General features: G+C 57.6%; 25 protein-coding genes. 11 read left to right on the top strand and 14 right to left on the bottom strand.

The window, feature by feature from the left end; translation table 11 throughout:
* Nucleotides 1-31 precede the first annotated feature (31 nt).
* The 6 genes from EIY72_RS03610 (at nt 32) to EIY72_RS03585 (ending at nt 6,844) form a co-directional block, all read left to right on the top strand.
* Nucleotides 32-1,024: a cyclodeaminase gene (locus tag EIY72_RS03610; RefSeq protein ID WP_093219524.1), complete on the top strand. Its 993-nt coding sequence runs from the start codon at nt 32-34 to the stop codon at nt 1,022-1,024.
* A 56-nt stretch (nt 1,025-1,080) separates the two neighbouring features.
* The gene (gene doeA / locus EIY72_RS03605; protein ID WP_093219529.1) at nt 1,081-2,271 is read left to right on the top strand and encodes an ectoine hydrolase DoeA; all 1,191 of its coding nucleotides are present in this window, start codon (nt 1,081-1,083) and stop codon (nt 2,269-2,271) included.
* 3 nt (nt 2,272-2,274) lie between these two features.
* Complete coding sequence (doeB, locus tag EIY72_RS03600; protein WP_093219533.1) at nt 2,275-3,276, top strand: N(2)-acetyl-L-2,4-diaminobutanoate deacetylase DoeB; 1,002 nt, start codon at nt 2,275-2,277, stop codon at nt 3,274-3,276.
* Nucleotides 3,277-3,350: 74 nt separating this feature from the next.
* The gene (locus tag EIY72_RS03595; protein ID WP_093219536.1) at nt 3,351-3,830 is read left to right on the top strand and encodes an Lrp/AsnC family transcriptional regulator; all 480 of its coding nucleotides are present in this window, start codon (nt 3,351-3,353) and stop codon (nt 3,828-3,830) included.
* A 132-nt stretch (nt 3,831-3,962) separates the two neighbouring features.
* Nucleotides 3,963-5,462: an NAD-dependent succinate-semialdehyde dehydrogenase gene (locus EIY72_RS03590; RefSeq protein ID WP_093219539.1), complete on the top strand. Its 1,500-nt coding sequence runs from the start codon at nt 3,963-3,965 to the stop codon at nt 5,460-5,462.
* Entirely contained in the window at nt 5,459-6,844 is a 1,386-nt protein-coding gene (locus tag EIY72_RS03585; protein ID WP_093219542.1) for an aspartate aminotransferase family protein, read from the top strand. The genes EIY72_RS03590 and EIY72_RS03585 overlap by 4 nt, the downstream gene beginning before the upstream one ends.
* 111 nt (nt 6,845-6,955) lie before the next feature.
* Here EIY72_RS03585 and EIY72_RS03580 read toward each other — a convergent pair whose 3' ends face one another.
* From EIY72_RS03580 to EIY72_RS03545, 8 genes are all read right to left on the bottom strand, one after another.
* Nucleotides 6,956-7,426, bottom strand: coding sequence for an Lrp/AsnC family transcriptional regulator (locus EIY72_RS03580; RefSeq protein WP_093219546.1), 471 nt, complete (start codon nt 7,424-7,426; stop codon nt 6,956-6,958).
* A gap of 27 nt (nt 7,427-7,453) precedes the next feature.
* Entirely contained in the window at nt 7,454-8,761 is a 1,308-nt protein-coding gene (locus EIY72_RS03575) for an NAD(P)/FAD-dependent oxidoreductase (protein WP_093219551.1), read from the bottom strand.
* Nucleotides 8,762-8,866: 105 nt separating this feature from the next.
* Nucleotides 8,867-9,706, bottom strand: coding sequence for a transporter substrate-binding domain-containing protein (locus EIY72_RS03570; RefSeq protein ID WP_093219555.1), 840 nt, complete (start codon nt 9,704-9,706; stop codon nt 8,867-8,869).
* Nucleotides 9,707-9,781: 75 nt separating this feature from the next.
* Nucleotides 9,782-10,552, bottom strand: coding sequence for an amino acid ABC transporter ATP-binding protein (locus EIY72_RS03565; RefSeq protein WP_093219558.1), 771 nt, complete (start codon nt 10,550-10,552; stop codon nt 9,782-9,784).
* A 15-nt stretch (nt 10,553-10,567) separates the two neighbouring features.
* Nucleotides 10,568-11,533 carry an amino acid ABC transporter permease gene (locus EIY72_RS03560; protein ID WP_093219561.1) on the bottom strand — a complete coding sequence of 322 codons (966 nt, stop codon included), beginning with the start codon at nt 11,531-11,533 and terminating at the stop codon, nt 10,568-10,570.
* Between the two features lie 616 nt (nt 11,534-12,149).
* The gene (locus EIY72_RS03555; protein WP_093219565.1) at nt 12,150-13,217 is read right to left on the bottom strand and encodes a tyrosine-type recombinase/integrase; all 1,068 of its coding nucleotides are present in this window, start codon (nt 13,215-13,217) and stop codon (nt 12,150-12,152) included.
* A gap of 3 nt (nt 13,218-13,220) precedes the next feature.
* On the bottom strand, nt 13,221-13,457 hold the full coding sequence (locus EIY72_RS03550) for a DUF4224 domain-containing protein (RefSeq protein WP_093219568.1): 237 nt from the start codon (nt 13,455-13,457) through the stop codon (nt 13,221-13,223).
* A 37-nt stretch (nt 13,458-13,494) separates the two neighbouring features.
* Nucleotides 13,495-13,989, bottom strand: a complete 495-nt coding sequence (locus tag EIY72_RS03545) for a hypothetical protein (RefSeq protein ID WP_093219572.1) — start codon at nt 13,987-13,989, stop codon at nt 13,495-13,497.
* A gap of 265 nt (nt 13,990-14,254) precedes the next feature.
* On the opposite strand from EIY72_RS03545, the gene EIY72_RS03540 reads away from it, so the two are divergent.
* Nucleotides 14,255-15,349, top strand: coding sequence for a PIN domain-containing protein (locus EIY72_RS03540; protein WP_093219577.1), 1,095 nt, complete (start codon nt 14,255-14,257; stop codon nt 15,347-15,349).
* Nucleotides 15,350-15,368: 19 nt separating this feature from the next.
* Here the strand turns inward: EIY72_RS03540 and EIY72_RS03535 are convergent, their stop codons facing one another.
* Nucleotides 15,369-16,223 carry a DNA cytosine methyltransferase gene (locus EIY72_RS03535; RefSeq protein ID WP_093219582.1) on the bottom strand — a complete coding sequence of 285 codons (855 nt, stop codon included), beginning with the start codon at nt 16,221-16,223 and terminating at the stop codon, nt 15,369-15,371.
* Between the two features lie 826 nt (nt 16,224-17,049).
* Here EIY72_RS03535 and EIY72_RS03530 point away from each other — a divergent pair.
* Nucleotides 17,050-17,280 carry a hypothetical protein gene (locus EIY72_RS03530; protein WP_151098663.1) on the top strand — a complete coding sequence of 77 codons (231 nt, stop codon included), beginning with the start codon at nt 17,050-17,052 and terminating at the stop codon, nt 17,278-17,280.
* A gap of 80 nt (nt 17,281-17,360) precedes the next feature.
* Here EIY72_RS03530 and EIY72_RS29840 read toward each other — a convergent pair whose 3' ends face one another.
* The 3 genes from EIY72_RS29840 to EIY72_RS03520 form a co-directional block, all read right to left on the bottom strand.
* A complete protein-coding gene (locus EIY72_RS29840; RefSeq protein WP_157720936.1) occupies nt 17,361-17,666 on the bottom strand; it encodes a hypothetical protein in 306 nt (101 codons plus the stop codon).
* On the bottom strand, nt 17,663-18,025 hold the full coding sequence (locus EIY72_RS03525; protein ID WP_093219592.1) for a hypothetical protein: 363 nt from the start codon (nt 18,023-18,025) through the stop codon (nt 17,663-17,665). Before EIY72_RS03525 ends, EIY72_RS29840 begins: the two co-directional genes overlap by 4 nt.
* Before the next feature lie 75 nt (nt 18,026-18,100).
* On the bottom strand, nt 18,101-18,484 hold the full coding sequence (locus EIY72_RS03520) for a response regulator transcription factor (RefSeq protein WP_093219601.1): 384 nt from the start codon (nt 18,482-18,484) through the stop codon (nt 18,101-18,103).
* 365 nt (nt 18,485-18,849) lie between these two features.
* On the opposite strand from EIY72_RS03520, the gene EIY72_RS03515 reads away from it, so the two are divergent.
* Nucleotides 18,850-19,158, top strand: coding sequence for a DUF1654 domain-containing protein (locus EIY72_RS03515; RefSeq protein WP_093219606.1), 309 nt, complete (start codon nt 18,850-18,852; stop codon nt 19,156-19,158).
* 36 nt (nt 19,159-19,194) lie between these two features.
* On the opposite strand, the gene EIY72_RS03510 is transcribed toward EIY72_RS03515, so the two are convergent.
* Together EIY72_RS03510 and EIY72_RS03505 are read right to left on the bottom strand one after the other, a co-directional pair.
* On the bottom strand, nt 19,195-20,088 hold the full coding sequence (locus tag EIY72_RS03510; RefSeq protein WP_132680102.1) for a DUF7946 domain-containing protein: 894 nt from the start codon (nt 20,086-20,088) through the stop codon (nt 19,195-19,197).
* Nucleotides 20,089-20,167: 79 nt separating this feature from the next.
* Complete coding sequence (locus EIY72_RS03505; RefSeq protein WP_093219619.1) at nt 20,168-21,031, bottom strand: S24 family peptidase; 864 nt, start codon at nt 21,029-21,031, stop codon at nt 20,168-20,170.
* A gap of 109 nt (nt 21,032-21,140) precedes the next feature.
* Here EIY72_RS03505 and EIY72_RS03500 point away from each other — a divergent pair, with 109 nt between their 5' ends.
* Together EIY72_RS03500 and EIY72_RS03495 are read left to right on the top strand one after the other, a co-directional pair.
* Nucleotides 21,141-21,335 carry a Cro/CI family transcriptional regulator gene (locus tag EIY72_RS03500; RefSeq protein WP_093219622.1) on the top strand — a complete coding sequence of 65 codons (195 nt, stop codon included), beginning with the start codon at nt 21,141-21,143 and terminating at the stop codon, nt 21,333-21,335.
* A 572-nt stretch (nt 21,336-21,907) separates the two neighbouring features.
* Nucleotides 21,908-22,589, top strand: a 682-nt coding sequence (locus tag EIY72_RS03495; RefSeq protein ID WP_243701725.1) for a helix-turn-helix domain-containing protein, incomplete at its 3' end; no start/stop codon positions are given.

Here is a 22,589-nt window from a genome sequence, read left to right as displayed (position 1 = left end):
AACCCTAATGACTCAGTGGAGTGCCGCGTTGATGAGTGACATCACCTTGTTGAACGAAGCGGATCTGCGCGCCTGTGTGGCCCTGGATTTGCCCAGCATCGAAGCCATCGAACAGGCCTTCGTGCTGCTCGCGACCGCTGCGGTGGCGATGCCGCCGATCCTGCGCCTGGACATTCCCGAGCATAACGGCGAGGTGGACGTGAAAACCGCCTATTTGCCAGGACTGGAACGTTTTGCGATCAAGGTCAGTCCGGGCTTTTTCGACAATCCGCAACTCGGCTTGCCCAGCCTCAACGGCATGATGATGTTGCTGTCCGCACGCACCGGTCTGCTGGATGCCTTGCTGTTGGATAACGGTTACCTGACCGCGGTGCGTACAGCAGCGGCCGGTGCCGTGGCGGCGCGGGCGCTGTCGCGGGAAGACAGCCGCAGCGTGGCATTGATCGGCGCTGGCGAGCAGGCCGCCTTGCAACTGCAGGCGTTGCGTCTGGTGCGGCCGATCGACAGCGTGCAGGTCTGGGCACGGGATTTCGCCAAGGCCCGAACCTTCAGCGAAGACCTGGCCCGCGACACCCGCCTGGCAGTCAAACCGTGCGCAAGCATCGACGAGGCCATGGCCGGAGTCGACATCGCGATCACCTGCACGCCGAGCCGTGAACCGCTGATCGATGTGGGTCATTTGCATCCGGGCCTGCACATCACCGCCATGGGCTCGGACGCCGAACACAAAAACGAAATCTGCCCCCGTGCGTTGGCGCAGGTCGACCTTTATGTGGCAGATCGATTGAGCCAGACGCGCCTCCTCGGCGAACTGCATCACGCCCTCACGGCGGGCGTGGTCAGCGACGAATCGGGCTTCGCCGAATTGGGACAGGTACTGGCCGGGCAACAGCCCGGTCGTACTCACGCCAAGCAGATCACCTTGTGCGACCTCACGGGTACCGGGGCCCAGGACACGGCCATGGCCAACCTGGCGTTTGCCCGCGCGCGCGCGGCCGGCAAGGGTTTTCAGTTCGGCAGTTAAAGCGTTTTTTCATCCGTGTGTCATCTATCCGGCTTCATCCAAGAGAGGGCCTGTGCATGTCTCAGATAGTCGTCAATCTACCGTTTACCCGGGAGGAATACGCCCAGCGTCTGGCCAAGGTGCGAGCGGCCATGCAGGTGCAGGGCATTGAGCTGTTGCTGGTCACCGATCCGTCGAACATGGCCTGGCTGACCGGCTATGACGGTTGGTCGTTCTATGTTCATCAATGCGTGCTGCTGGCCCGCGATGGCGAACCGGTGTGGTTCGGTCGAGGCCAGGACGCCAACGGTGCCAGGCGCACGGTGTTCATGCAGGCCGAGAACATCGTCGGCTACCCGGACTTCTACGTGCAGTCCCGCGAACGTCATCCGATGGACTACCTGTCGCGGGAAGTCATCAGCGCCCGGGGTTGGGATGGCCTGACCATTGGCGTGGAAATGGACAATTACTACTTCAGCGCCGCCGCGTTCCTGTCGCTGCAGAAAAACCTGCCGAAGGCCACGCTGATCGACGCGGTCGGGCTGGTGAACTGGCAACGGGCGGTCAAGTCGCCACAGGAAATCGCCTACATGCGCATCGCTGCGCGGATTGTCGAAAACATGCACGGGCGGATTCTCGAACGGATCGAACCGGGCATGCGCAAAAACGAGCTGGTGGCCGAGATCTACAGCAGCGGCATCCTTGGCGCCGATGGTCACGGTGGCGATTATCCCGCCATCGTGCCGCTATTGCCGACCGGTGCCGACGCCAGTGCGCCACACCTGACCTGGGACGATTCGCCGTTCGAAAAGGGCGCCGGCACCTTTTTCGAAATCGCCGGTTGCTACAAGCGCTATCACTGCCCGTTGTCGCGCACGATCTACCTGGGCAAGCCGCCACAGCATTTCCTCGAGGGCGAGAAAGCCGTGGTCGAAGGCATCGCCGCAGGGCTTGAAGCGGCCAAACCGGGCAACACCACCGGCGACATCGCCGTGGCGTTCTTCAAGGTGCTGGAGAAGTTCGGTATTCACAAGGACAGCCGTTGCGGCTACCCGATCGGTATCAGCTACCCGCCGGATTGGGGCGAGCGCACCATGAGCCTGCGTCCCGGCGACACGAGTGTGTTGCAACCGGGCATGACCTTTCACTTCATGCCGGGCTTGTGGATGGATGACTGGGGGCTGGAAATCACCGAGAGCATCCTGATCACCGACACCGGTGTCGAAACCCTGTGCAATGTGCCTCGCCAATTGTTCGTGAAGGATTGAACCATGAGTGAACTGCCTGACAACCCGATCAGTGCCACCCTGGACTTCACCCGCGAAGGCGTGCAGCACGGTTTTCTCAAGTTGCCGTATTCCCGGGACGACTCCGCCTGGGGCGCGGTGATGATCCCGATCACCGTGATCCAGCGCGGTGAGGGCCCGACCGCGTTGCTCAGCGGCGGTAACCACGGTGACGAATACGAGGGTCCGGTGGCGCTGAGCAAACTGGCGCAAAGCCTTTCGGCTGCCGACGTTCGCGGGCGGGTGATTATCGTGCCGTTCATGAACACCCCGGCGTTTCGCGCCGGGCAACGTACATCGCCGATCGATAAGGGCAACCTCAATCGCAGCTTTCCCGGCAAGCCCGACGGCACGGTGACGGAAAAGATCGCCGATTATTTCACCCGCACGCTGCTGCCCCTGGCCGACATCGTGCTGGACATTCACTCCGGCGGACGCACCCTGGATTTCCTGCCATTTGCCGCTTGTCATGTGTTGCCGGACAAGGTGCAACAGGCACGTTGCGAGGCTGGCATGCGTGCATTCAATGCGCCGTACAGCATGCGCATGCTCGAGCTTGATGCGGGGGCGATGTACGACACCGCCGCCGAGTCCCAGGGCAAAGTCTTTGTCACCACGGAGCTGGGCGGCGGCGGTTCGTCGTCGGCACGCAGCGTGGCGATTGCCGAGCGCGGCGTGCGCAATCTGTTGGTGCATGCGGGGATTCTTGAGGGCGAGGTGCAGACAGCGCCGTCGGTCATGCTCGACATGCCCGACAGCGATTGCTTCATTGCCAGCGAACACGATGGCTTGCTGGAAATGTGCCGCGACCTGGGCGATCACGTGGACCAGGGCGAAGTGATCGCTCGCGTTTATGACGCCACTCGCAGTGGCGTCGCCCCGGTGGAGTACCGCGCGGCACGTCGGGGGTTGCTGGCGGCACGGCACTTTCCGGGGCTGGTGCAGTGTGGCGATACCCTGGCGGTCATCGCCGAGGTACTGGAGTAACCCAACGTCCCTCGGCAGGAGCGAGCCGTTTCGCTCCCGCAAGGGAGCCCCAATCATTCAGGAGTTCTCGGCCCATGCACAAACTCGATCGCTATGACCTGAAGATCCTGCGCATCCTCGCCGAGGACGGGCGTATCACCAAGTCGAGCCTGGCCGAGGCGATCAATCTCTCGGTGACCCCGGCCTGGGAACGGGTACGCAAGCTCGAAGCCCTCGGTCTGATCAAGGGCTACCGGGCGCAAATCGACTGGGCAGCGGTGTTCAAGAGCCAGCAGGTGCTGGTGGAAATCACTCTGGCCCGGCACACCGCGCAGGACATGCGGCGCTTCGAGCAGCGCATGAGCGACGCCCCGCAAGTGGCGTTCTGTTATGCCACCGGCGGCGGTGTCGACTACATGGCAATGATCCAGGCCGCGGACATCGACCATTACCAGCGTTTTATCGACCAGCTGTTGCTCGAGGACCTGGGCATCGAGCGCTACTTCACCTACATCGTCACCAAAATCATCAAGACGGTGGGCGCCTTGCCGTCCGAACTGCCTGAGGCGCCTTGAGTGCACCGCAAAAGCCGCTGTTTTCCCCCACTCAATCAGAAAAAACCTCCTGCAACACCCCATTCAAACGCCAATTTTCCAAGGCTCGGCTGCCCTAGCATGGTTCCACGCACACGGACTGGAGTAGACGCCATGACTTACAAACATCCACTGTTGTTCAAGGCCCTTTGCTACATCGATGGCCATTGGGTGCACAGTGACAGCGGCCACAGCATTGCCGTGCATAATCCGGCTGATCAGAAGCTGATTGGTCATGTGCCGTTACTCGACCCGGCACAAATAGTCGCCGCCGTCGATGCCGCGCACCGCGCGTTTGCCGATTGGCGCGAACAAAGCCTGGAGGTGCGCGGGGGCATTTTGCGGCGCTGGGCGGCATTGATACTTGAGCATCAGGAAGACCTGGCGCGGATCCTCAGCCTGGAGCAGGGCAAATCCCTGGCCGAGTCCCGTGGCGAAATCGCCTATGCCGCCAGCTTCATTCCATGGTTCGCCGAAGAGGCCCGACGGTTGTACGGGCAAAACATTCCCAGCCACATTCCCGGTGCGCACCTGGGCACGGTCAAGGAACCGGTCGGCGTCTGCGCATTGTTGACCCCGTGGAATTTCCCTTCAGCGATGATTACCCGCAAAGCCGCTGCGGCCCTGGCTGCCGGTTGCACGGTGATCATCAAGCCTGCCCATGAAACACCGTACTCGGCGTTCGCCCTGGCGCAACTCGCCGAGGAAGCCGGATTCCCGGCCGGTGTGTTCAATGTGGTGTTGGGCGAACCGCAGATGAGCATGCAAACCCTGGTGCAGGACCCTCGCGTGCGTTCGGTGAGTTTCACCGGCTCGACCCGGGTCGGCAAGTTGGTGCTCAAGGCCGCCGCCGAGGATGTGAAAAAGGTGGCCCTGGAGTTGGGAGGCAACGCGCCGTTCATCGTCTGTGCCGATGCCGACCTTGAGCACGCGGTGAAAGTCGCCGTTGCTGCCAAGTTCCAGACCTCAGGCCAGGACTGCTGCGCCGCCAATCGCATTCTGGTCGAGCGTTCTGTGTATCCGGCATTTCTCCAGCAATTTGCCACGGCGGTGCGTGCGTTGCGGGTGGGCCCGGCCATGATCGGCGACAGCGAACAACAGGTCGATGTCGGCCCGTTGATGCACCAGGCCGCGGTCGATGTCACTGCCGAACGTGTCGCCGACGCGCTGCAACAGGGCGCCAGACGGCTGGTGGGCGGTGAGACCCATGCCCTGGGTGGCTTGTTCTATCAGCCGACGGTGCTGGCGGATGTCACGCCGCAGATGCGCATTTACCGCGAAGAAAACTTCGCGCCGATTGCCGCAGTGATGCCGTTCGACAGTCTCGATCAGGCGGTCGAGTTGGCCAACGACACCGAATACGGTCTGGCCGCCTACATTTGTTCCAATCGACTGGACGTTATCTACCCGCTGATCCGCCGACTCGACCACGCCATGGTCGCTGTCAACGGCGTCAAGTTCACCGGCCACCCGATCCCGTTCGGCGGCATGAAAGCCTCGGGTCTGGGGCGTGAAGGCGGCGCCGAAGGCTTCGAAGCCTTCGTCGAAACCAAATACTTTTGCCTGCACCATCAAGGCCAGTTCCAAGGCCAGCTCTCAGGAGACATCGCATGAACCAGGAACTCGACTCGCTGTTCGAACAAGACCGTGCGCACTTCATGCACCCTTCGACACACGCCCACGACCACGCCAGCGGCGCACTCAAGGGACGCATCATCAAAGGTGCTGCGGGTATCCGCATCCGTGATCATGAAGGCCGCGAGCTGATCGACGCCTTCGCCGGCCTCTATTGCGTGAACATTGGCTATGGCCGGACGGAAGTGGCCGATGCGATCTACAAGCAAGCCAAGGAGCTGGCCTATTACCACACCTATGTGGGCCACTCGAGCGAAGCGATCATCGAGCTGTCGAGCCGCATTATCGACTGGGCCCCCGAAGGCATGAAGAAGGTCTATTACGGCCTCTCCGGTTCCGACGCCAACGAAACCCAGATCAAGCTGGTGCGCTACTACAACAACGTGCTGGGCCGCCCGCAGAAGAAGAAAATCATCTCCCGTGATCGCGGCTACCACGGTTCGGGCATCATGACCGGCAGCCTGACGGGCCTGGCAACCTTCCATCAGCATTTCGATCTGCCGGTCGAAGGCATCAAGCACACGGTCTGCCCGCACTGGTATCGCAAGGCACCGAGCGGCATGGATGAAGTGGCGTTTGTGCGCCACTGCGCCGACGAACTGGAAAAAATGATTCTCGCCGAAGGCCCGGACACCGTTGCCGCCTTCATCGGTGAACCCTTGATGGGCACAGGCGGCATCATCGTTCCACCGGCCGGTTACTGGGCCGCGATCCAGGCCGTGCTGAACAAGTACGACGTGTTGTTGATCGCCGACGAGGTGGTCTGCGCCTTCGGCCGCCTGGGTTCGAAGATGGGCAGCCAGCGCTATGGAATGCGCCCGGACCTGATCACCACCGCCAAGGGCCTGACCAGTGCCTACGCGCCATTGTCGGCGGTAATCGTTGGCGATAAGGTCTGGGATGTCATTGAAAAGGCCTCCGAGTCGCAGGGCGCCATGGGCCATGGCTGGACCTATTCCGGGCATCCGCTGTGCGCAGCGGCGGCGCTGGCCAACCTTGACATCCTCGAGCGGGAAAACCTCACCGCCAATGCCGACAAGGTCGGCGCCTATCTCAATCGGCGGCTGCGTGAAACCCTCGAAGGCCATCCACTGGTGGGTGAGGTGCGCGGTGACGGCATGCTGGCAGCGGTCGAGTTCATGGCCGATCGCGAGCAGCGCACGCCCTTCGATGCAGCCTTGAAGGTCGGCCCGAAAGTCTCGGCGGCATGCCTGGAACGCGGCATGATTGCCCGTGCGATGCCCCATGGTGACATTCTCGGCTTTGCACCGCCGTTGATCCTGACCGAGGCGGAAGCCGATCTGATCGTCGACATCACCAAGGGCGCGATCGATCAGGTGGCCAGCGAGATACTCGGCTAGGTATTTTCGCTCCCTGCAAAAAAAAACGCCCGATCACAGCAGCGATCGGGCGTTTTTTATCATCGGTGCTGCTCTGTCACGCCAGCATTTCAGTCGTTGTCGTTCAACGCTTCACACGGTCAACTTGCGACTGAACTTCGTCTCCATGACGATATGCGACGCCGTGTGGGCCACGCCCTTGATCATGTTGATCCGGGTGAGCTCGGCGTTCAGTTCGCTCAGGGTTGGCGTGGCGAGGTGAATGATGAAGTCCGATTCACCCGAGACCGCGTACACCGCCTGCACTGCGTCCATTTTGCGCAACGAGGTCATGACGTCGGTGTAGCTCTTGTTGGTGCAGGAGGTCATGGTGAAGCAGTTGATGGTCTGCTGAATCCGGTTCTGGTCGATGCGCACGCTGTAGCCGGTGATGACACCGGCTCTTTCCAGGCGGGCGATCCGTTCTTGCACCGAAGACCGTGAGACTTCCAGTTTACGCGCCAGTGAGGCAGTGGGTTCGCGAGCGTTGGTCTGCAACAGGCCAAGCAGTTGCCGGTCCTTTTCCGTCAGGTTGAACAGCGGACCGGGATTTTGCGCATCCATCAACACGTGCTTGACCTCGCTGGGATTTCAGTTGTTTTGCGTCGCCCTGCGTTGCGAGCGGGTTTCCTGGAACATGTCCATCAGCTTCAGGCCCGCGTAGACCGTTTGCGCCGCCGCCGGGCCGAGGGGGCCGCCGTTCCATTGCAGGCCGTAGGCGTCGAACAGGCGGTAACGATCGGTCTCGCCACAGATGGCTTCAGCGATGACGCGGCCGCCGATTGGCGCGGTGTTCATACCATGCCCACCAAATGATGTACACGCCCACAGCCCCTTACCGAGTGGACCGATGTGCGGCATTTTGTGCCGGGCATAACCCATCAGCCCGGACCAGGCTTTGTCGATCCTGATCCCGCGCAATTGCGGGTAGACGTCGAGAATGTCTGCGGTCAGCAACTGTCCCAGGCGCTTTTCGTCCTGCAGGTTGCGCGTGGTGATGCGTCCGCCCCACAGCAGGCGGTCACCTTCGACGATTCGATAATAGTCCGAAGCGCGGCGATTATCGCCGACGGCATCGGTGGTGCGCATGACGTCGGCCAGGCGCTCGCCCAGAGGCTCGGTCAGCACCGCGTAGGTGGCGATCGGCAGGAACGCGCGGTGCAGTTTGCCGAACTCGGGTCCGCCGTAACCGCCGCAGCAATACACCACAGTGGCACAGTCGACACTGCCCCGATCGGTGCTGACCCGGTGCCGGCCATCCCGGCTGTCGACGCTGACCATGGCGGACTGTTCATGGATCATGCCGCCGTTGCGCTCGATCAATCCGGCCAGGCCCAGGCAGTAATTCAAGGGATGAAAGTGGAAGCCATGGCTGTCACGCAGCGCCTGGAAGTACCGCTCGGTCTTGAGCTTGTCCTGCACTGCCTGGCGATCCAGGTAGTCGAGGTGAAAGTCGAAATCCCTGGCCATCCTGTCGCGCACGCGTTTGAGGTTATCGCCATCCTCGTAGCGAACCACACTCAACTTTCCGGGAGTGGCTGCGCAACCTGTGAATCGATGGCGGGCGATCATGTCGCGTACGCTGTCGACACCTTCCAGGGACAGTTTGAACAGCGCGGCGGCGGTCGCAGGGCCACAGCGCCGCTCGATGGCAGACAAGCCTTCCGACCAGCCCTGGAGGACGAAGCCGCCGTTGCGCCCGGAAGCTCCCCAGGCCACGCGACCGGCCTCGAGCAATACCACCGAACGGCCTCGCGCCAGTAGTTCCCAGGCCGTGCTCAGCCCGGCCAGACCCGCGCCGATGATGCACACATCAGCCTGGACATGACGGGTGAGCGCCGCCCGCTCAGCCGTGGCGTTCATCGTCGCTGTGTAGTAATTGTTGTTGTAGGTGTGCATGAAGTCCGTTGTCCTTTTTTCGGCGCAGGCCGGCAGCGCGCCACGTTGGAAAACGGGCGCCTGCGATGCTCGGGTTGATTGCTCGGCGTATGACTGCGCGTGGTTTTACTGAACGGCAGTGAGATCGGCGCCGTACCACTTCTCGGAGAGTTGCTTGAGTGTGCCGTCGGCTTTCATGTCGGCAACGATCTTGGTCAGCGCGCTGTTGAACGCCTCATCGCCTTTGTCCACGGCAATGGCCAACGGCTCGTAATAGGCGGGTTTGCCTTCGACCCGAGCGATCGGGTAGCCGTTCTTGATCGCGGCGACGACGGTGGGCAGTGCGGACAAGGTGGCGTTCAGCCTGACACCGTTGCCCATGCGCAGATCATCCAGCGGGCCCATGCTGTCGCCATAGGTCTTCACCTCGCCAGGGGTGACGTCGTAGGTGAACGCCGGCACGTTGGCCGCGTCGATCTTGAGACGACGATTGATATAGTCCTCCGACGTGGTGCCGGCTTCGACGCCGATGATCTTGTCGTTGAGGTCCGCCGCCTTGGTCACGGCGGCATCCTTGTGCACGGCGAACACATAAGGCGTGTAGTAATAAATCGCCGGGAAGTCGAGCACCCGGGCACGCTCGGTGGTGGGCGTCATCGAACCCACCGACAGGTCCCAGCGGTTCGACCAGCGCCCGGCGGTGATGATCCCGTATTCGGGGGTGACGAAATCGGTCTTGCTCCCCAGGCGTCGGCCGATTTCATTGGCAACATCGATATCGAAACCTTGCAGCTGGTTGTCCGGGCCGAGGAACGATTGCGGCGGCCAGTTGGCGGCCGTGGCCACCTTGATCACCTTGGTGTCATGGATGCGGTCAAGGGTCGCACCGGCCCAGGCGGCGCTTGTGCCGAGGGTGACGGCCGTGGCGACAGCGGCTGCGGTGAACAGGCGAGTAATCGAGATCATGGGTAAACCTCCAGGTGTACTGAGTGCGGGTTCTTGTTGTTTTTGTCGATGACTTCGGACGCTGCGTCGTACTTCTCAGTGGCTGAGAATCTGTGAAAGAAACTCCCGAGCGCGCGGGTGCTGCGGGTTATCAAAAAACTCGTCGGGCCTGGCTTGCTCGATGATGCGGCCCTGGTCCATGAAGATGATCCGGTCGGCGACGCGCCGGGCGAATCCCATCTCGTGGGTCACGCAGACCATCGTGATGCCGTCGTGGGCCAGTTCACCCATGACATCCAGCACCTCCTTGACCATCTCGGGGTCAAGCGCGGAGGTGGGCTCGTCGAACAGCATGATGCGCGGTCGCATGCACAGGGCGCGGGCGATGGCCACGCGTTGCTGCTGTCCACCGGAAAGCTGGCCAGGGTATTTGTCCGCCTGGTTGCCGATGCGCACGCGCTCCAGGTACTCGCAGGCCAATGCCCGTGCCTCGGCCTCTCCGAGCTTGCTCACCAGGCGTGGCCCGAGCATCAGGTTTTCCAGCACCGTCATGTGCGGGAACAGGTTGAACTGCTGGAACACCATGCCGACCTGACGACGGATGCCGGCCACGCAGGCTGCATTGCGGGTCAGTTCCTTGCCTTCGATGAACACGCTGCCTTTCTGGAAGTCTTCCAGCAGGTTCATGCAGCGAATCAAGGTCGACTTGCCGGACCCTGAAGGACCGCAGACCACCACTATCTCGCCGTTGGCAATGTGCAGGTCGATGCCATCGAGAACATGAAAGTCGCCGTACCATTTATGCAGGTCGCGAATCGAAATGGCGGAGCTCGGGGCAGGGGCTGTTGAAGCTTGCAACTGGGTCATCCTGAGGCTCCTGATTCAGCGGTGGGCGCGGTTGAAATGCTTTTCCAGACGGGACTGCACGGTTTCCAGCACGATTGACAGCAGCCAATAGAGCACAGCTGCGGTAATCAGCATTTCCAGGTGGCGGAATTCGGCGCGGCCCTGGGTTCGCGCCAGGAACATCAGCTCCCAGACCCCGATCACCGACACCAGGGAACTGTCCTTGAGCATCGAGATGAACTGATTGCCGGTTGGCGGAATGATCAGGCGCATGGACTGCGGGAGGATGACCCGGGTCATGGTTTGAAAGGGGCTCAGGCCAATCGCCCGAGAGGCTTCCCATTGCCCGCGGGAAATGCTGCTGATGCCTGCCCGGAAGATTTCCGTCATATAGGCGCCATAGCACAGCGAGAGCGCCAGGATCCCTGCCGGGACGGCGCCGACCACATAACCCAACTGCGGAATGCCCAGGTAGATCAGGTAGATCTGAATGAGCAGCGGGACACCGCGGAAAAACGAGGTATAGAAACTCGCAATGGCGATGGCGAAACCGTTGGAGGACAGGCGGGCTGTCGCGCCGAGCAACGCCAGGACAAAGGCGATGGCAATCGAAATCGCCGACACATAGACGGTCGTGAACACCCCTTGAGTAATCATGAAGCCGACTTTGGTGGCGATGAAACTGTAGGAAAGGTTGAAGGTGTCGAAGAACAGCAGGAACAGCACCAGCAGTTCGCACCAGACCGTAATGATCTGCGCCTTCAACGGAAAACGGCCAAGGATGAACAGATTCAAAACCACGGTGACGGTGAGTGTGCCGCCCACCGCGATGTCCCGCGCCAGCGGCGCATGCAAGTCGAGGACGATCGGCCCCATCAGATTGGACAGGCGACCTTCACCCACACCGCAGACCAGCGTGATGATGAAGATGACGGCAGCGACGGTCCCCATGAACATCACGCTGTCAGTCATGCGCGCCTTGACGATATGGTCCTTGTACATGGCTTACATACCCCGGGGTTAGCCCCTTTGTTGTTGTAAGTCCATTATCGGTGGGCAAAATGCCGGGAGGCACCCGGCAGAATGCTGGAGTTATCGATTTATTGGCACAAAACGAAGGGTGCAGACCTTACATCTGCCAGGCGCGGCCGGCAGTCGGGAGGAGGGCAGGTCGAGGGCGTACATCAGTTCGCAGGCACACAGTTCACCTGATGGGCGATCAGCAGGGTCACCCTGGCTCGCGTTTCGTCAGTCGAGCAAGGCGTTTATGAGGGCGGCAGGGCAGGGGGTTCATGAAGGTTTTTTAACGGTTGGCAGGACGCCAGGTGCCAGGAAAAAGCGGTTTGGTAAATGGAACACATTCCGGCGCTGGCGCATTTCGCCAAACCCCAGAAACGACAAAGCCCTGAAAAATCAGGGCTTTGTCGTATAAAGATGGCGGAGGCGATGGGATTCGAACTCATGGACCTGTTACAGTCGACGGTTTTCAAGTCCGAAGAATAAGCTTTGTATTTCATATGCTTAGTTATCAATCGCTTCCGCAAGTGAGCATTTTTCAATGCTCTGTAGGCCGCTAGAATCAAGGGGCGGCGTTCTGCTTGCGGAAACGAATCTGGCGTCATCTCGTGGGTTTTACGATCTCGCCAACCCGTCGATAAACCGTTTCAGTGATGCGCTTGTCGGTGTGACCGAGAAGGCGACTCGCATGTCCCAGGTCGTCAATTTCACTCGCCGCCTTTGGCCGAATGTCCCTGAACTGGAACTGTCGGATGCTGGCCGCAAGTTGCGGGTCTTCATTCTCCAGGGCTTTGGCGATTGCCACATTGCGCGCATCGTCGAAACGTAGACGAAGCATCGCCGCGGTCACTCGCCGGCCGTCCTCGGTGACAATCAGATAGGGATTCCGGACGGCGCGCGCTTTCCGCTGCTCCAGCAGACGCTCAATCAACTCACCAAGGCCATTTATGGCTTCCCCTGCGTCGAGTCGAATGCGCAGTTTCTTTGAGGTCTTGCCTTGGGCGACTTGCAGAAAGCTGTCGACTACATCTGTGGCACGCATGGACAGAACGTCGGCCGGTCGCTGAGCAGTGAAATAAGCCAGGTCCATGGCGTCCTTCAGCTCGAGCGAAGCCGCCCCGTAAACAGCGTTCCAGATGGTCGCATCGGCGTAGAAGTCGCGAGGTGTTTCTTTGTTCTTGCGAACACCAGAGGCGGGGTTCTCTCTATCGGTGATGCCCCATTCCCTGGCGATGTTGTAGATGTGCGAAAGAAGAGAAATTTCTCGGTTTGCCCGGACCTTCCCGGTTCGCTTATCGCGGTACTGCGCGATTGCCTGAGGCGTCACCGCGTTGATCGGTGCATCACTGAACGCCTTCCTGAGCTGCTTTAGTGAGAGCAGGTTGTCTTTCTGGGTTCTGGGCTTCTTACCAGGGATGATCTCTGCTTCGTAGCGGTCAAACACTTTACTCAACAGGGTGTTCTTTGCGGGCACTGGCTTGCAGTCGAGTTTCGCCCATTCAGCTTTGGCAATGTCCAAGTCACTCCCAAGAGAGATTTCCTTTCTCTTTCCCGTTTCATCCCTCCCGTCATAGTAATACCCCACCCACTGCACACCGCTTTTCAGTGTCCTGACCCGACGGATCATCCGAGGCGGTAGGTCCCTATTTGCTGCCTTTCTTGGGCGCATTCCTTACCCCACTCGTGACAAGTCCAACGACCAAGCCTCGGCCGCAACATTTTCTGCCGAGGGCTTTACCCCGGCCAACTTCATTCGGGCATATACCCGACCTACGACGGGACGCCGCGCTCCTGTCAGCACGTACTTCCAGCCATTTTGATTGAGCCATCCAAGCTGACGAGAAGGGATTTGATAGCCCGTGATAGCGGCCAGCTCTTCTTCAGCAAGAGTTTCACTTTGAATTTCCATGATGATGTTCCATGCCGCGCGTGACGGCAGAAGGTGATTATTGGTTGGCTTTTGCGAGAGCGGCTTCGGCGATCTTCATCGCGGCCTGGGCCTCGGTCACATAGGCAGGATCGAAACCACCACACAGGTGGATGGTTGCTTGGCAGGCTCGTAGGTTCTCGCGGGTGAGTTTGAGCGCCGCGACCAACTCTTCCGTCAGCGCTCGCTCGGCCCGCCCGATATCCCAAAAGCGCTGTGCCCAGTGCCCGGCTGGCGAAGGGTTGTTGTTTTGCACGCCCATTGCCATGGCGCCTACGGTTGCTTCTAGCAGGTCGCGCTTGTAGGTGTTGTCGCCGTCGATGCTCAGGCCGCGCCAGCGCAACGCGCTGACAAACTCGTTACGGTCCATGCCCTGGTCTTCAATGACGATGTCTCGCTCTGGCTCCCCCGGTGTGTATAGCACCAAGGCCAGTTTGGCGCCGGGTAGGCAATGCTCACTGAGATTGACCAGCGCGTCGTTGGCTGCTTCGTTAAAACGCTGAACTGCGGACATAGGAATTCCTCGCCAGCCGTACACCGGCAGGCTCTTGTGTGGGATAGGGATATGAAGAAGGTGGAGCAGCTTGGCTAAGGTTTGATTGTTCGTCTCGACAGTTGCTGTACTCCGACATCTCCTTCAATGTGTCTGGCGGGGTGGGCTTTTCCCAGATCGAAGCCGACTCTCAAACTGTATAATCTGAGCTAGCTCACGCATGATTCGGGGAGGGGGCGCGAGTGACATTGCTCGAAAATTTATTTAGATATGCGAAGGTGCTGCTGTGGGTGAAGAGGTTTTGAAATCTGAATTTGTATTCATAGATACTAGTGTTTATCAGAAAGCTAACTTCAATTTTGAAAGCGTGGAGATGCAGGCGCTTCACAACTTCCTGGATGAAGATATCACTCTGTTGATTGCGTCGGTGACTGTCAAAGAAGTAGAAAAACATATTGAGAATAAGATTCGAGAGTCAGTAAGCGCTCTACAAAGTTTTCAATCTAAAGCGATGATTCTTCGGAATTCTAGTTCATATGAAAAAACGGTTTTTTTCAAAAAAATTGACGTGGATGGCGTGCGTGATGAATTGCTTTCTAAGTTTAATGATTTCAAATCTGCTACTCGTGTTGAGGTGTTTTCGGTAAGCGGTTCCGTAGCTGAGCGAGTATTTGAAAATTATTTTTCTAAGTTGCCACCATTCAGTAATGAGAAGCCTAAAGAATTTAGTGATGCTTTTGTTTTGGAGTCTTTGCTGGAAAGAAGCAACAGCCTAGGAAAGCCTATCTATGTTGTGAGTTTAGACAACGATATGAAAGAGTTTTGCCAAGCTAACCCACAGTTGATCTATGTCGCGGGATTGGGTGACTATCTCGAAATGGTCTCGCGCACCATTGCAGAGGCATCTAGCAGAGCCGCACATCAAGCTCTCAAAGCCGTCCTTAGGAATTTTGATTCAGATGTCCGTGAGTTTTTAAATAATGTTGAGTTTGTTGTGTCCACTTCATCGCCGAACACAACTATTGAAAAATTCGAATTTTCTGTGAAGAATATTGCTCCAAAGAATGAAGCTGTATACTTTGTTGATGAAGGTACAGCAGGTGTAGGCGTCGATTTTGATTTTGAAGTATGGACGACCGAAACAACTTTGACTGATTATGTGTCTCCAGACAGTGCGCTCAATACACTTGATGTAGTCGAAAGATTTAAGGTTCAGAGAAAATACAAGAAGACTTTGGAGGTTGGGCTCTCAATTCTATTTGATGAGCTGAATCCCTCTGATGCGTCTGTTGACGATGTCGAGCCCGTTCTGGTTGACGATGTAGTGCTATCAAATGCATTTGAAAGCGTAGTTATTGAAAGAGCCCTAGTTCCACGCTGAAGATTTATGCTTTAGAGTGCTAGTTGGCTAGCAGTTTGAATGCTGCCACTGCCACTCGTGGAACTTGTCCATTTCCAAGGGCTTTAATTCGGTCCACCCGATTGGCCACCCCATGAGCCACTCGACCCATTCCGGGTTCAGCTGGCCACCGTCGGAAGCCATCACCGCGTGGTCGATTCGGTCGTTGGCTCGACTCTTTCCGGACTTGCGCGTCAGTGCGTTCGGAGAGGAGCCCTTGCTCGCGCTCGCACAGGGCGTCGGCCATGTGTGAACGGCATCCCTCAACCGAATGTGGTGACCACCTGCTTCCTGTTTGTGGACGCTCTGTGATCCGCCGCTGCGTTCCGATGGGCAATCCCCGCGCCGACAGTCTCCCGCCAATGGCGTGGGCAACAAGCCAGATCCGGTCCCGCTGATGGGGCGCTCCGCAGTCGGATGCTGAAATAATGCACCACTGCGCATCATACCCCATTTCGGCAAGGTCACTGAGGACCAGTGCAAGTCCTCTTCCCACAAGTAGAGGTGAGTTTTCCAGGTAGACGAGTTCAGGTCGTACCTCGCCGATGATTCGCGCCATTTCACGCCAGAGCCCAGACCGCGCTCCGTCGATCCCAGCGCCAGTCCCGGCAGCTGAAATGTCCTGACACGGGAATCCGCCAGAAACCACGTCAACAAGGCCGCGCCATGGTCCTCCGTCAAAACTGCACACGTCAGACCAAATCGGGAAAGTTGGGAGGGCTCGATCGTTTTGTCGTTGCGCCAGAACTTGTGCTGAGTAGGCATCACGCTCAACGGCGCAGACGGTGCGCCACCCGAGGAGGTGGCCTCCGAGTATTCCGCCACCAGAGCCTGCGAAAAGAGCCAGCTCATTCATTGATCCTCCGTGCACCAGTAGGCCTCACCGACTGGCGTGATTTGTTGAAGTGGGCTATTTATTTTGATTCGTGCCAAGCCGGCTTAAGAGGGATCTAGCTGTGGATGACTACGAATCGCTGGACGTAGAAATTTTTTTCGATCAGAGAAGGGGCGAGAACAGAGCCAGACCCTTACCTGGTCAAAAGTATCCGCCTTCTATGGTGGTCGAGTGCGCAAAAAGCTTTAGGCAAGCAAATCCAATAGGTTCCAAATTCCGTTTGTTCGTGAAGGAAAAGGAAAAAAAGTCCGACGATTGCCGGGTTCATTTGTACTCCTACTACAAATGGCGTGTTGAACCGTTGGATTGAGATGTCTGAGCGCAATAGGGAGGGCGTGTCAGGCACCGTCCTTGTTCAATAGTGGCGATTTTCAAAAGTAAGATCTGGCGTATTGCTATCACTGCGGAAGCAGTGATAGCATCGCGGCATGTGGTCGATTTTTGACCCAACTGAGTCGATGCAAGCGGTTTTAAACGTGAAGTCCATCGATGTGTTATCTGTTCTGTCTGGCCTCGTAACTTTGTTTGTTTTCATCAATGACAATGCTTACTGGGGGGGTTTTATGGCAGTACTACCAATGTTGATCTGTGCTGGGGCTGTGCTGCGGGACCATGCAATAGCAGAAAAGTATTGGCGGACTAATCGTTTTGCTTGATAGATAGCCACCGGGAAACCGGGCCCCGCGCCACAATTTAAAGGGCTGACTTGTTCAGCCCTTTTTCATGTCCGCCATTTAGGCGCCGACCTCCATAAATGGCGGTGGCAATTTGGTTTGGGGTAGTACGGATGACCGGCATGGAGCCGGATTTAGGAGCAGCGATGGGACGATCTAGCAAGCCTGACGAATTCAAAAACCCGCGTAGAGTCATGGCGGGGAAATTGGCATACGAGCGCAAGAAGTCTGCTCAGGACGCTGCTGACAAGGAGTTCCTTGAAAAGGCTGTGATGTGGGTTCTAGGTGTCGGGGTGACGTTATTTTTAATCGTTTTACTCATCGTTAAAGCTATGGGCAGATGATTTCGTCGTCGGGGTCTTCCTGTACTACGCGCATTCTAACGTTCGAGCCGCTGGAGTCCATGTTCACGACGGCAACGTAATTAGTCCTGAGTAACTCCCGGCAGCTTCGTTCGGCACGGGCGAAGCCATTGTTCGGCTTGCGCTTGCTCATAGCGCCTCCGTGAGGCGCCGCAGTGCGATGCGATGCGATCGGCGTGGGAGGGAGAAGGTCGCCGACGCTTCAGCACAGTGTTCTGGTCGATCTTGTTCGAGCGGGTAGGGCGGGGCTCATGCTTGAAGGCCGCTGCCGGTTCGGCCTTCCCGCCGGCGCCGAAGTACTCGGCGATTTTGCGCTCGATTTCGGTCAGTACCGCGGCGCGCGGGTCTGGCAGTGGGCCAATGTTCATCGGGTTACCCCCATGAAGGCGAATCCGCCGAGCATAACGGCGCACATCAGTGCCCAACGAGTCATCAAGCGCGCCACGTATGCGACTTTGATCTTCGTGGTTTTGGTGAGGCGAGCCGCGCATTCAAAGTCCTGGGCCGACCGGCAGGCATTGAGGTGTCCGGCGATTTCGGCACGCTCGGTACCGGTCTGGCGATCAACTACGCCAAACAGATTGTTGCCGTGTGGCACTACGCTGAAGCGCGGCGAAACTACGGCGGCGGTGATCCCAGCCTTTTGGTAGAACTCGGCGGTGGCCAGGGTGGCGCGTTGACGCAGTCCATCAAGGATGGCTCGACTCTGTTGGATTGTCGGGTTCATGTCCTTTCCTCAGTTCATTCGACAGGAAAAACTTTTCCGGTTAGGTGCAATTTGTTTCCGATGTGCTTGCGCCGCCTATGCGTGGTGGTCGTAGGCCTCGGCGCGTTTCGCCGTCCGCACCTGGGCGATTCGGCGCTCAGGAACTCGGCGATCACGCCGCATGGAGTCGCCATCGAGCATTGCGTGCATGGCGATGAGTGCTGCCAGCACGAAGCACATCGGGGAAATGATTTGCCGGCGCATCGCCTCGGCCACCAATGCGGCGCGGCGGGTGACGCCGAGCTTGAACATTGCGTTGGTGAGGCGCTTCGCGACGGTGGCCGGTGAGATGCCGACTTCCCGTGCGATTTCCTTGGCGGTCAGCCCGAGGGCTACCCACAAAAGGAACTGAAGCTCTCGCGGCGCCAGGCCACGACCGAGGTGACCCTTCCATGTGCCATTTACGATTTCTGTTTCCATCGCGTTGACTCCCGGTTGTTTTCCCAATGCACCCGGGTAATCAGGTGCATCAGTGAAAAACTCCGTGTCCCTTCGGCGCTGCTGGCGCGGTACGGGCTCAATCAAGTTGTTCGTCCGACCGCGACTCGGTCCGCCGGATAACTGTTTGCGGTGCTTTACGCTGCACACCTGGGTCAGTTGCCAACCCTCTGAACCATTGAGGCTGGTTCATCGCTGCCTTCCATCTGACCGGTTTTATTCGGTGATGGATTTAAGTTAACCGCCGGTTTTCATATCGTCAATACCGGCGGTTAATTTATTTTATGTATGTCTGGGGTATTCTTTCTTTTAGAACTGGATATTCATACAGCTATTAGGGGCGTACGGTGAGCAAACCAAACAAAAAAGACCAGTCCACAAAAACGGTTGTCAGCGGAGTGGAGCGGCTTGGATTGCGTGTTTCTTCAATGATCAATCATCCCGTCGCACAAATTCAGCGCTGGGTAACCATTCACCGCCTGGACACTGATGGCGATCGGGAGTGGGAAGAGGTGATGGGCTTACTGTCCGAAACGGACGGCATCGACATGACATTCAACGACGATGAATCGGTGACGCTGAGATGGGAAGCGAGTGCTGATGAAAATCGGCCCGTCGAGGTTGCCAATGAAATTGAGGAAGCGGCACCTTTTTGAGCGCCCACAAAAAAGCCCGCCGAAGGCGGGCTTTGCTCATGCCTCAGTGATAAAGAGTCTGTGCAGTTCACCATCTTTAAACACCGGTCGTGCTCTCACTTTTAAAGGTTCGTGGCGATTGAGTGCTTGTGTATAGGAGTTGTTGGGCTGCGTAAGAGCTACGTCGTTAATTTTTCCATGAAAAGTGCCGGCGTATCCTTCGATCTCAACTCTGCACACACCGCTGTCGACGCTCAGTGAGTAAATTCTAGTAACCACATAATCGCCAGGCTCTCCAACTACGACGTCACCGTCTGAACGGATTGCAAGGGCTTCTGGCTCCGATATCACCACCGGGTGTTCAGAATCAGAAAATTGGGTGATTTGGTTGCAGCTTTTCCCAACCGGAGTGAGCGCTGCTCTCATAGGTGATTTCGCAGCCTCGATCAGACCTGGAATCGAAATCATCATTTTTTCGTGAAGGCTGGCCAGGTTGTCATTAGCCTTTATCAGTCCATTGGCCAAAAGGGTATTCAACTCAGAAGACGACTTCGCCTGCTCCTTGATGACGTCGACCAATTCTTTCACGTTTGATGTCCCCGACAGCGCTTCTTTGATGTGTCCCATTACCTTTGCCACCAGCCAATCGAACGCCTTTTTGTAGACGTCATTGAAAGCAGGGTATTGATGAGAAAGTGCTGTAAGTATAACCAGTGTTGACTCGAATGACCCCTCCCTTGGGGGGGCCGAGAAGCACCGTAGGTCAGATTGTTTTTTTCCAGAAAGGACTTCACCGTGCAGGCAGTAATGACTAACGAGCCGGTATAGGCGTCCAGAGCCATCAACTGATCGAGCGTACTGAGCAGAGTCAAGCAGATGTCTGTCAGCATCTCCTCCGTCGTATTTGACATCCATGTGGCCGGCAACACCGGTCATCGAATCCCATTTCATGATTTCTTCCTTGAGGCCCTAGGCGCGCTGGCCCACGAGTATTGGAGGTTATCTTGAGCTCAGCCTATCGCCGACTTTGCTATAAAAGGTGGGCATTCCACACCAGAAGCACCCTCGCCTGGATATACGTATCTTCAGCTCTTATTGTCAGAGGGGGATGCCGAGGATTATCAGAAAGCATGTTGATCTGCTCATCACCCAGCCACTGAAGCCGCTTGATGTAGAGATGGCCTTCCCAAGAGAACATATAGATGCCGTCCCCCGCGAACTCACGGACACTGACGTCGACTAATAGTGGGTCGCGGTGCTTGATCGTGGGCGCCATTGATTGGCCCCAGCCTGTCACCATTTTCAGATGAAAGTGTTCTTTGAACTCAACACCCATCTCGCGTAAATGCTGCGGACTGACACGTACGTCTTGGAACATTTCGGGATAGTCGTGCGGGATTTGACCGCCGCCCATCGCAGCGCGGACGTCGTAGTGGGCAATCCACACTTCGTCGCCTACAGCGCCGGGGCGGTAATAGTCGATCTCGAGTGCACCGTCATCATCAGCTTCCGCCACTGCCAAAAGCCGTCTGCGGGCATCCTCAGTCAGGCCTTTCCCTTGATGGGCAAGCATGTTCCGGACGATCTCCGCTGCCGAGCCCCCAAAACCGACAGCCATTTCAGGTGCGCTCGTCAGGCCATTAATTTCCTTGGCCAATCGCTTACTGAATTTTTCGACCGGAACGCCCAACTGCCGAGAAAGCACAGAAGCAAATTTCGCGTTTAATGGGTTGGTGCCATTCAAATACATCGCGACCGCGGCAGATGAGATATCAGCAGCCGCCGCGAGACTTGCCTGGGTTATCCCGAGCGAGTTTTTCTTCGACATGAACAGAGCTTTAGCGGCATCGCACTCAGCCTTTAGCTCTGGGGACAGCTCTTTCTTTTTCGTCATTCGTGGAATTTAACCGTTGGTTAACTTATTTGCGTCAACCGGCGGTGTTGATTGAATGCTAACCGCCGGTTAATATCGCAGTCACACATCATGGTTCTTAGGCCACGAAATGAAGAAGACCCCATTGCCCGAATTGGTAGGGAGGATTGGCCAAACCGCTGTTGCAAAGGCGCTTAGGGTCAGTTCGCCAGCGATCTCGAAAGCGCTTCGCAATGAACGAGACATCCAGGTTATCGAGCATGACGATGGCACCTTCACGGCTGAGGAAATACGGCCGTTTCCATCGCAGCACACCGCTGCGTAATGAGCGCTGGCGTTGATGAAGTATTCCTGACTTGAAACAAGAAGTGCAGAGCACCGGATTAGCTGTTGATTCATCCAGTAAGAGGATTGCGGCACAAGGTAACAAGTTGGCGGGGGCCGATGAGCAACGAAGGCGTAGGCGGCAGTTAAGACGCTCGAATCAGGAAGACCATTAGGGGAAGGGAAATGGACGGCAACACACCAGGACACGAGGGGAAATTGAACGCTAAGGGCAACAGTCCAGACGGCGGGATAAGTCGTGTCTGCGGGAAAGCAAAGGCCTGAATTTTGGGCGAAAAAAAGCCGGGTTGCGCCCCGGCTTTTTCAACAACATGTACAACAATGCGGGGCCATTATGAGCACGAACACCGTTCCAGGCAACACCGGTTGTGCCGCGACGCGATCTGCAAACTCTCAAAAAGTGTCGCAACACCTCATAGCCCACCAATGCGCCGCAATGCACGCCGCTTTGATGGTGCGTAGCCAATATTCACGCGGGTCTAAATCACAATTCAGCCGAGAATGCCTTGATCACCTGAAGGCATCGCTGGTTACTGTCCAGGATGTTTCCGTATGAGCACTGTCATCATGAGCGCGTGCTGGCCACTGCTCGGCATGAGCCCGGCTCAGAAAGCAGTCCTGATCTCATTGGCCGATAACGCCAACGACGAGGGCGTTTGCTGGCCTTCCATTGCGACAATTGGAGTGCGCACTTGCCTGTCTGAGCGTGCGGTTCGCAACGCACTGCGTTGGTTGGAGGAGGCGGGCGTGCTGGTGAGCAACCAGCGTTTTGGCCGTTCGACATGGTATTCAATCACCCCGGCACGATATGCCCCCGGCAGCAAATGCCCCCCGGCACCAGATGCCCCATCACCCCGGCAGGATATGCCGGACACCCCGGCACCAGATGCCCCCAGAACCGTAAGGGAACCGTCAATTGAACCCTCACAAGGTGGCAATCGCGTTCCGCGCTCGCCGTCTTGCCCGGTTCAGGACATTGTTGATTTGTTCAACCGACTGCTCGCACCAGCTCTGCCGACCGTAGTTCTCGTCTCCGAAGCTCGTAAAAAGCAAATCCGTGCACGCTGGATCCAGAGCGATGTTCACCAGAACCTCGAATTCTGGACTGAGTACTTCGCCACGGTCGCCCAGTCCGATTTCCTGATGGGCCGTGCTTCGGGTAAAAACGGCGGCGCACCTTTCCGGGCCAGCTTCGACTGGCTGATCGCCCCGAGCAACTTCGTCAAGGTTGTGG

The sequence above is a fragment of the Pseudomonas vancouverensis genome (assembly GCF_004348895.1).
Classification (GTDB): domain Bacteria; phylum Pseudomonadota; class Gammaproteobacteria; order Pseudomonadales; family Pseudomonadaceae; genus Aquipseudomonas; species Aquipseudomonas vancouverensis.
Note: the sequence above shows the minus strand (reverse complement) of the source record. Positions and strands in the feature narration are given on the sequence as shown.

Coding starts and splice junctions, on each gene's coding strand:
- EIY72_RS03575 (WP_093219551.1), bottom strand. CDS start 8,761: ATGCACACCTACAACAACAATTACTACACAGCGACGATGAACGCCACG.
- EIY72_RS03525 (WP_093219592.1), bottom strand. CDS start 18,025: ATGAACCCGACAATCCAACAGAGTCGAGCCATCCTTGATGGACTGCGT.
- EIY72_RS03500 (WP_093219622.1), top strand. CDS start 21,141: ATGAAGAAGACCCCATTGCCCGAATTGGTAGGGAGGATTGGCCAAACC.
- EIY72_RS29840 (WP_157720936.1), bottom strand. CDS start 17,666: ATGAACATTGGCCCACTGCCAGACCCGCGCGCCGCGGTACTGACCGAA.
- EIY72_RS03580 (WP_093219546.1), bottom strand. CDS start 7,426: ATGGATGCGCAAAATCCCGGTCCGCTGTTCAACCTGACGGAAAAGGAC.
- doeB (WP_093219533.1), top strand. CDS start 2,275: ATGAGTGAACTGCCTGACAACCCGATCAGTGCCACCCTGGACTTCACC.
- EIY72_RS03555 (WP_093219565.1), bottom strand. CDS start 13,217: ATGCGCCCAAGAAAGGCAGCAAATAGGGACCTACCGCCTCGGATGATC.
- EIY72_RS03510 (WP_132680102.1), bottom strand. CDS start 20,088: ATGAAATGGGATTCGATGACCGGTGTTGCCGGCCACATGGATGTCAAA.
- EIY72_RS03585 (WP_093219542.1), top strand. CDS start 5,459: ATGAACCAGGAACTCGACTCGCTGTTCGAACAAGACCGTGCGCACTTC.
- EIY72_RS03530 (WP_151098663.1), top strand. CDS start 17,050: ATGACCGGCATGGAGCCGGATTTAGGAGCAGCGATGGGACGATCTAGC.
- EIY72_RS03570 (WP_093219555.1), bottom strand. CDS start 9,706: ATGATCTCGATTACTCGCCTGTTCACCGCAGCCGCTGTCGCCACGGCC.
- EIY72_RS03545 (WP_093219572.1), bottom strand. CDS start 13,989: ATGTCCGCAGTTCAGCGTTTTAACGAAGCAGCCAACGACGCGCTGGTC.
- EIY72_RS03565 (WP_093219558.1), bottom strand. CDS start 10,552: ATGACCCAGTTGCAAGCTTCAACAGCCCCTGCCCCGAGCTCCGCCATT.
- doeA (WP_093219529.1), top strand. CDS start 1,081: ATGTCTCAGATAGTCGTCAATCTACCGTTTACCCGGGAGGAATACGCC.
- EIY72_RS03560 (WP_093219561.1), bottom strand. CDS start 11,533: ATGTACAAGGACCATATCGTCAAGGCGCGCATGACTGACAGCGTGATG.
- EIY72_RS03610 (WP_093219524.1), top strand. CDS start 32: ATGAGTGACATCACCTTGTTGAACGAAGCGGATCTGCGCGCCTGTGTG.
- EIY72_RS03535 (WP_093219582.1), bottom strand. CDS start 16,223: ATGAATGAGCTGGCTCTTTTCGCAGGCTCTGGTGGCGGAATACTCGGA.
- EIY72_RS03550 (WP_093219568.1), bottom strand. CDS start 13,457: ATGGAAATTCAAAGTGAAACTCTTGCTGAAGAAGAGCTGGCCGCTATC.
- EIY72_RS03520 (WP_093219601.1), bottom strand. CDS start 18,484: ATGGAAACAGAAATCGTAAATGGCACATGGAAGGGTCACCTCGGTCGT.
- EIY72_RS03590 (WP_093219539.1), top strand. CDS start 3,963: ATGACTTACAAACATCCACTGTTGTTCAAGGCCCTTTGCTACATCGAT.
- EIY72_RS03595 (WP_093219536.1), top strand. CDS start 3,351: ATGCACAAACTCGATCGCTATGACCTGAAGATCCTGCGCATCCTCGCC.
- EIY72_RS03505 (WP_093219619.1), bottom strand. CDS start 21,031: ATGACGAAAAAGAAAGAGCTGTCCCCAGAGCTAAAGGCTGAGTGCGAT.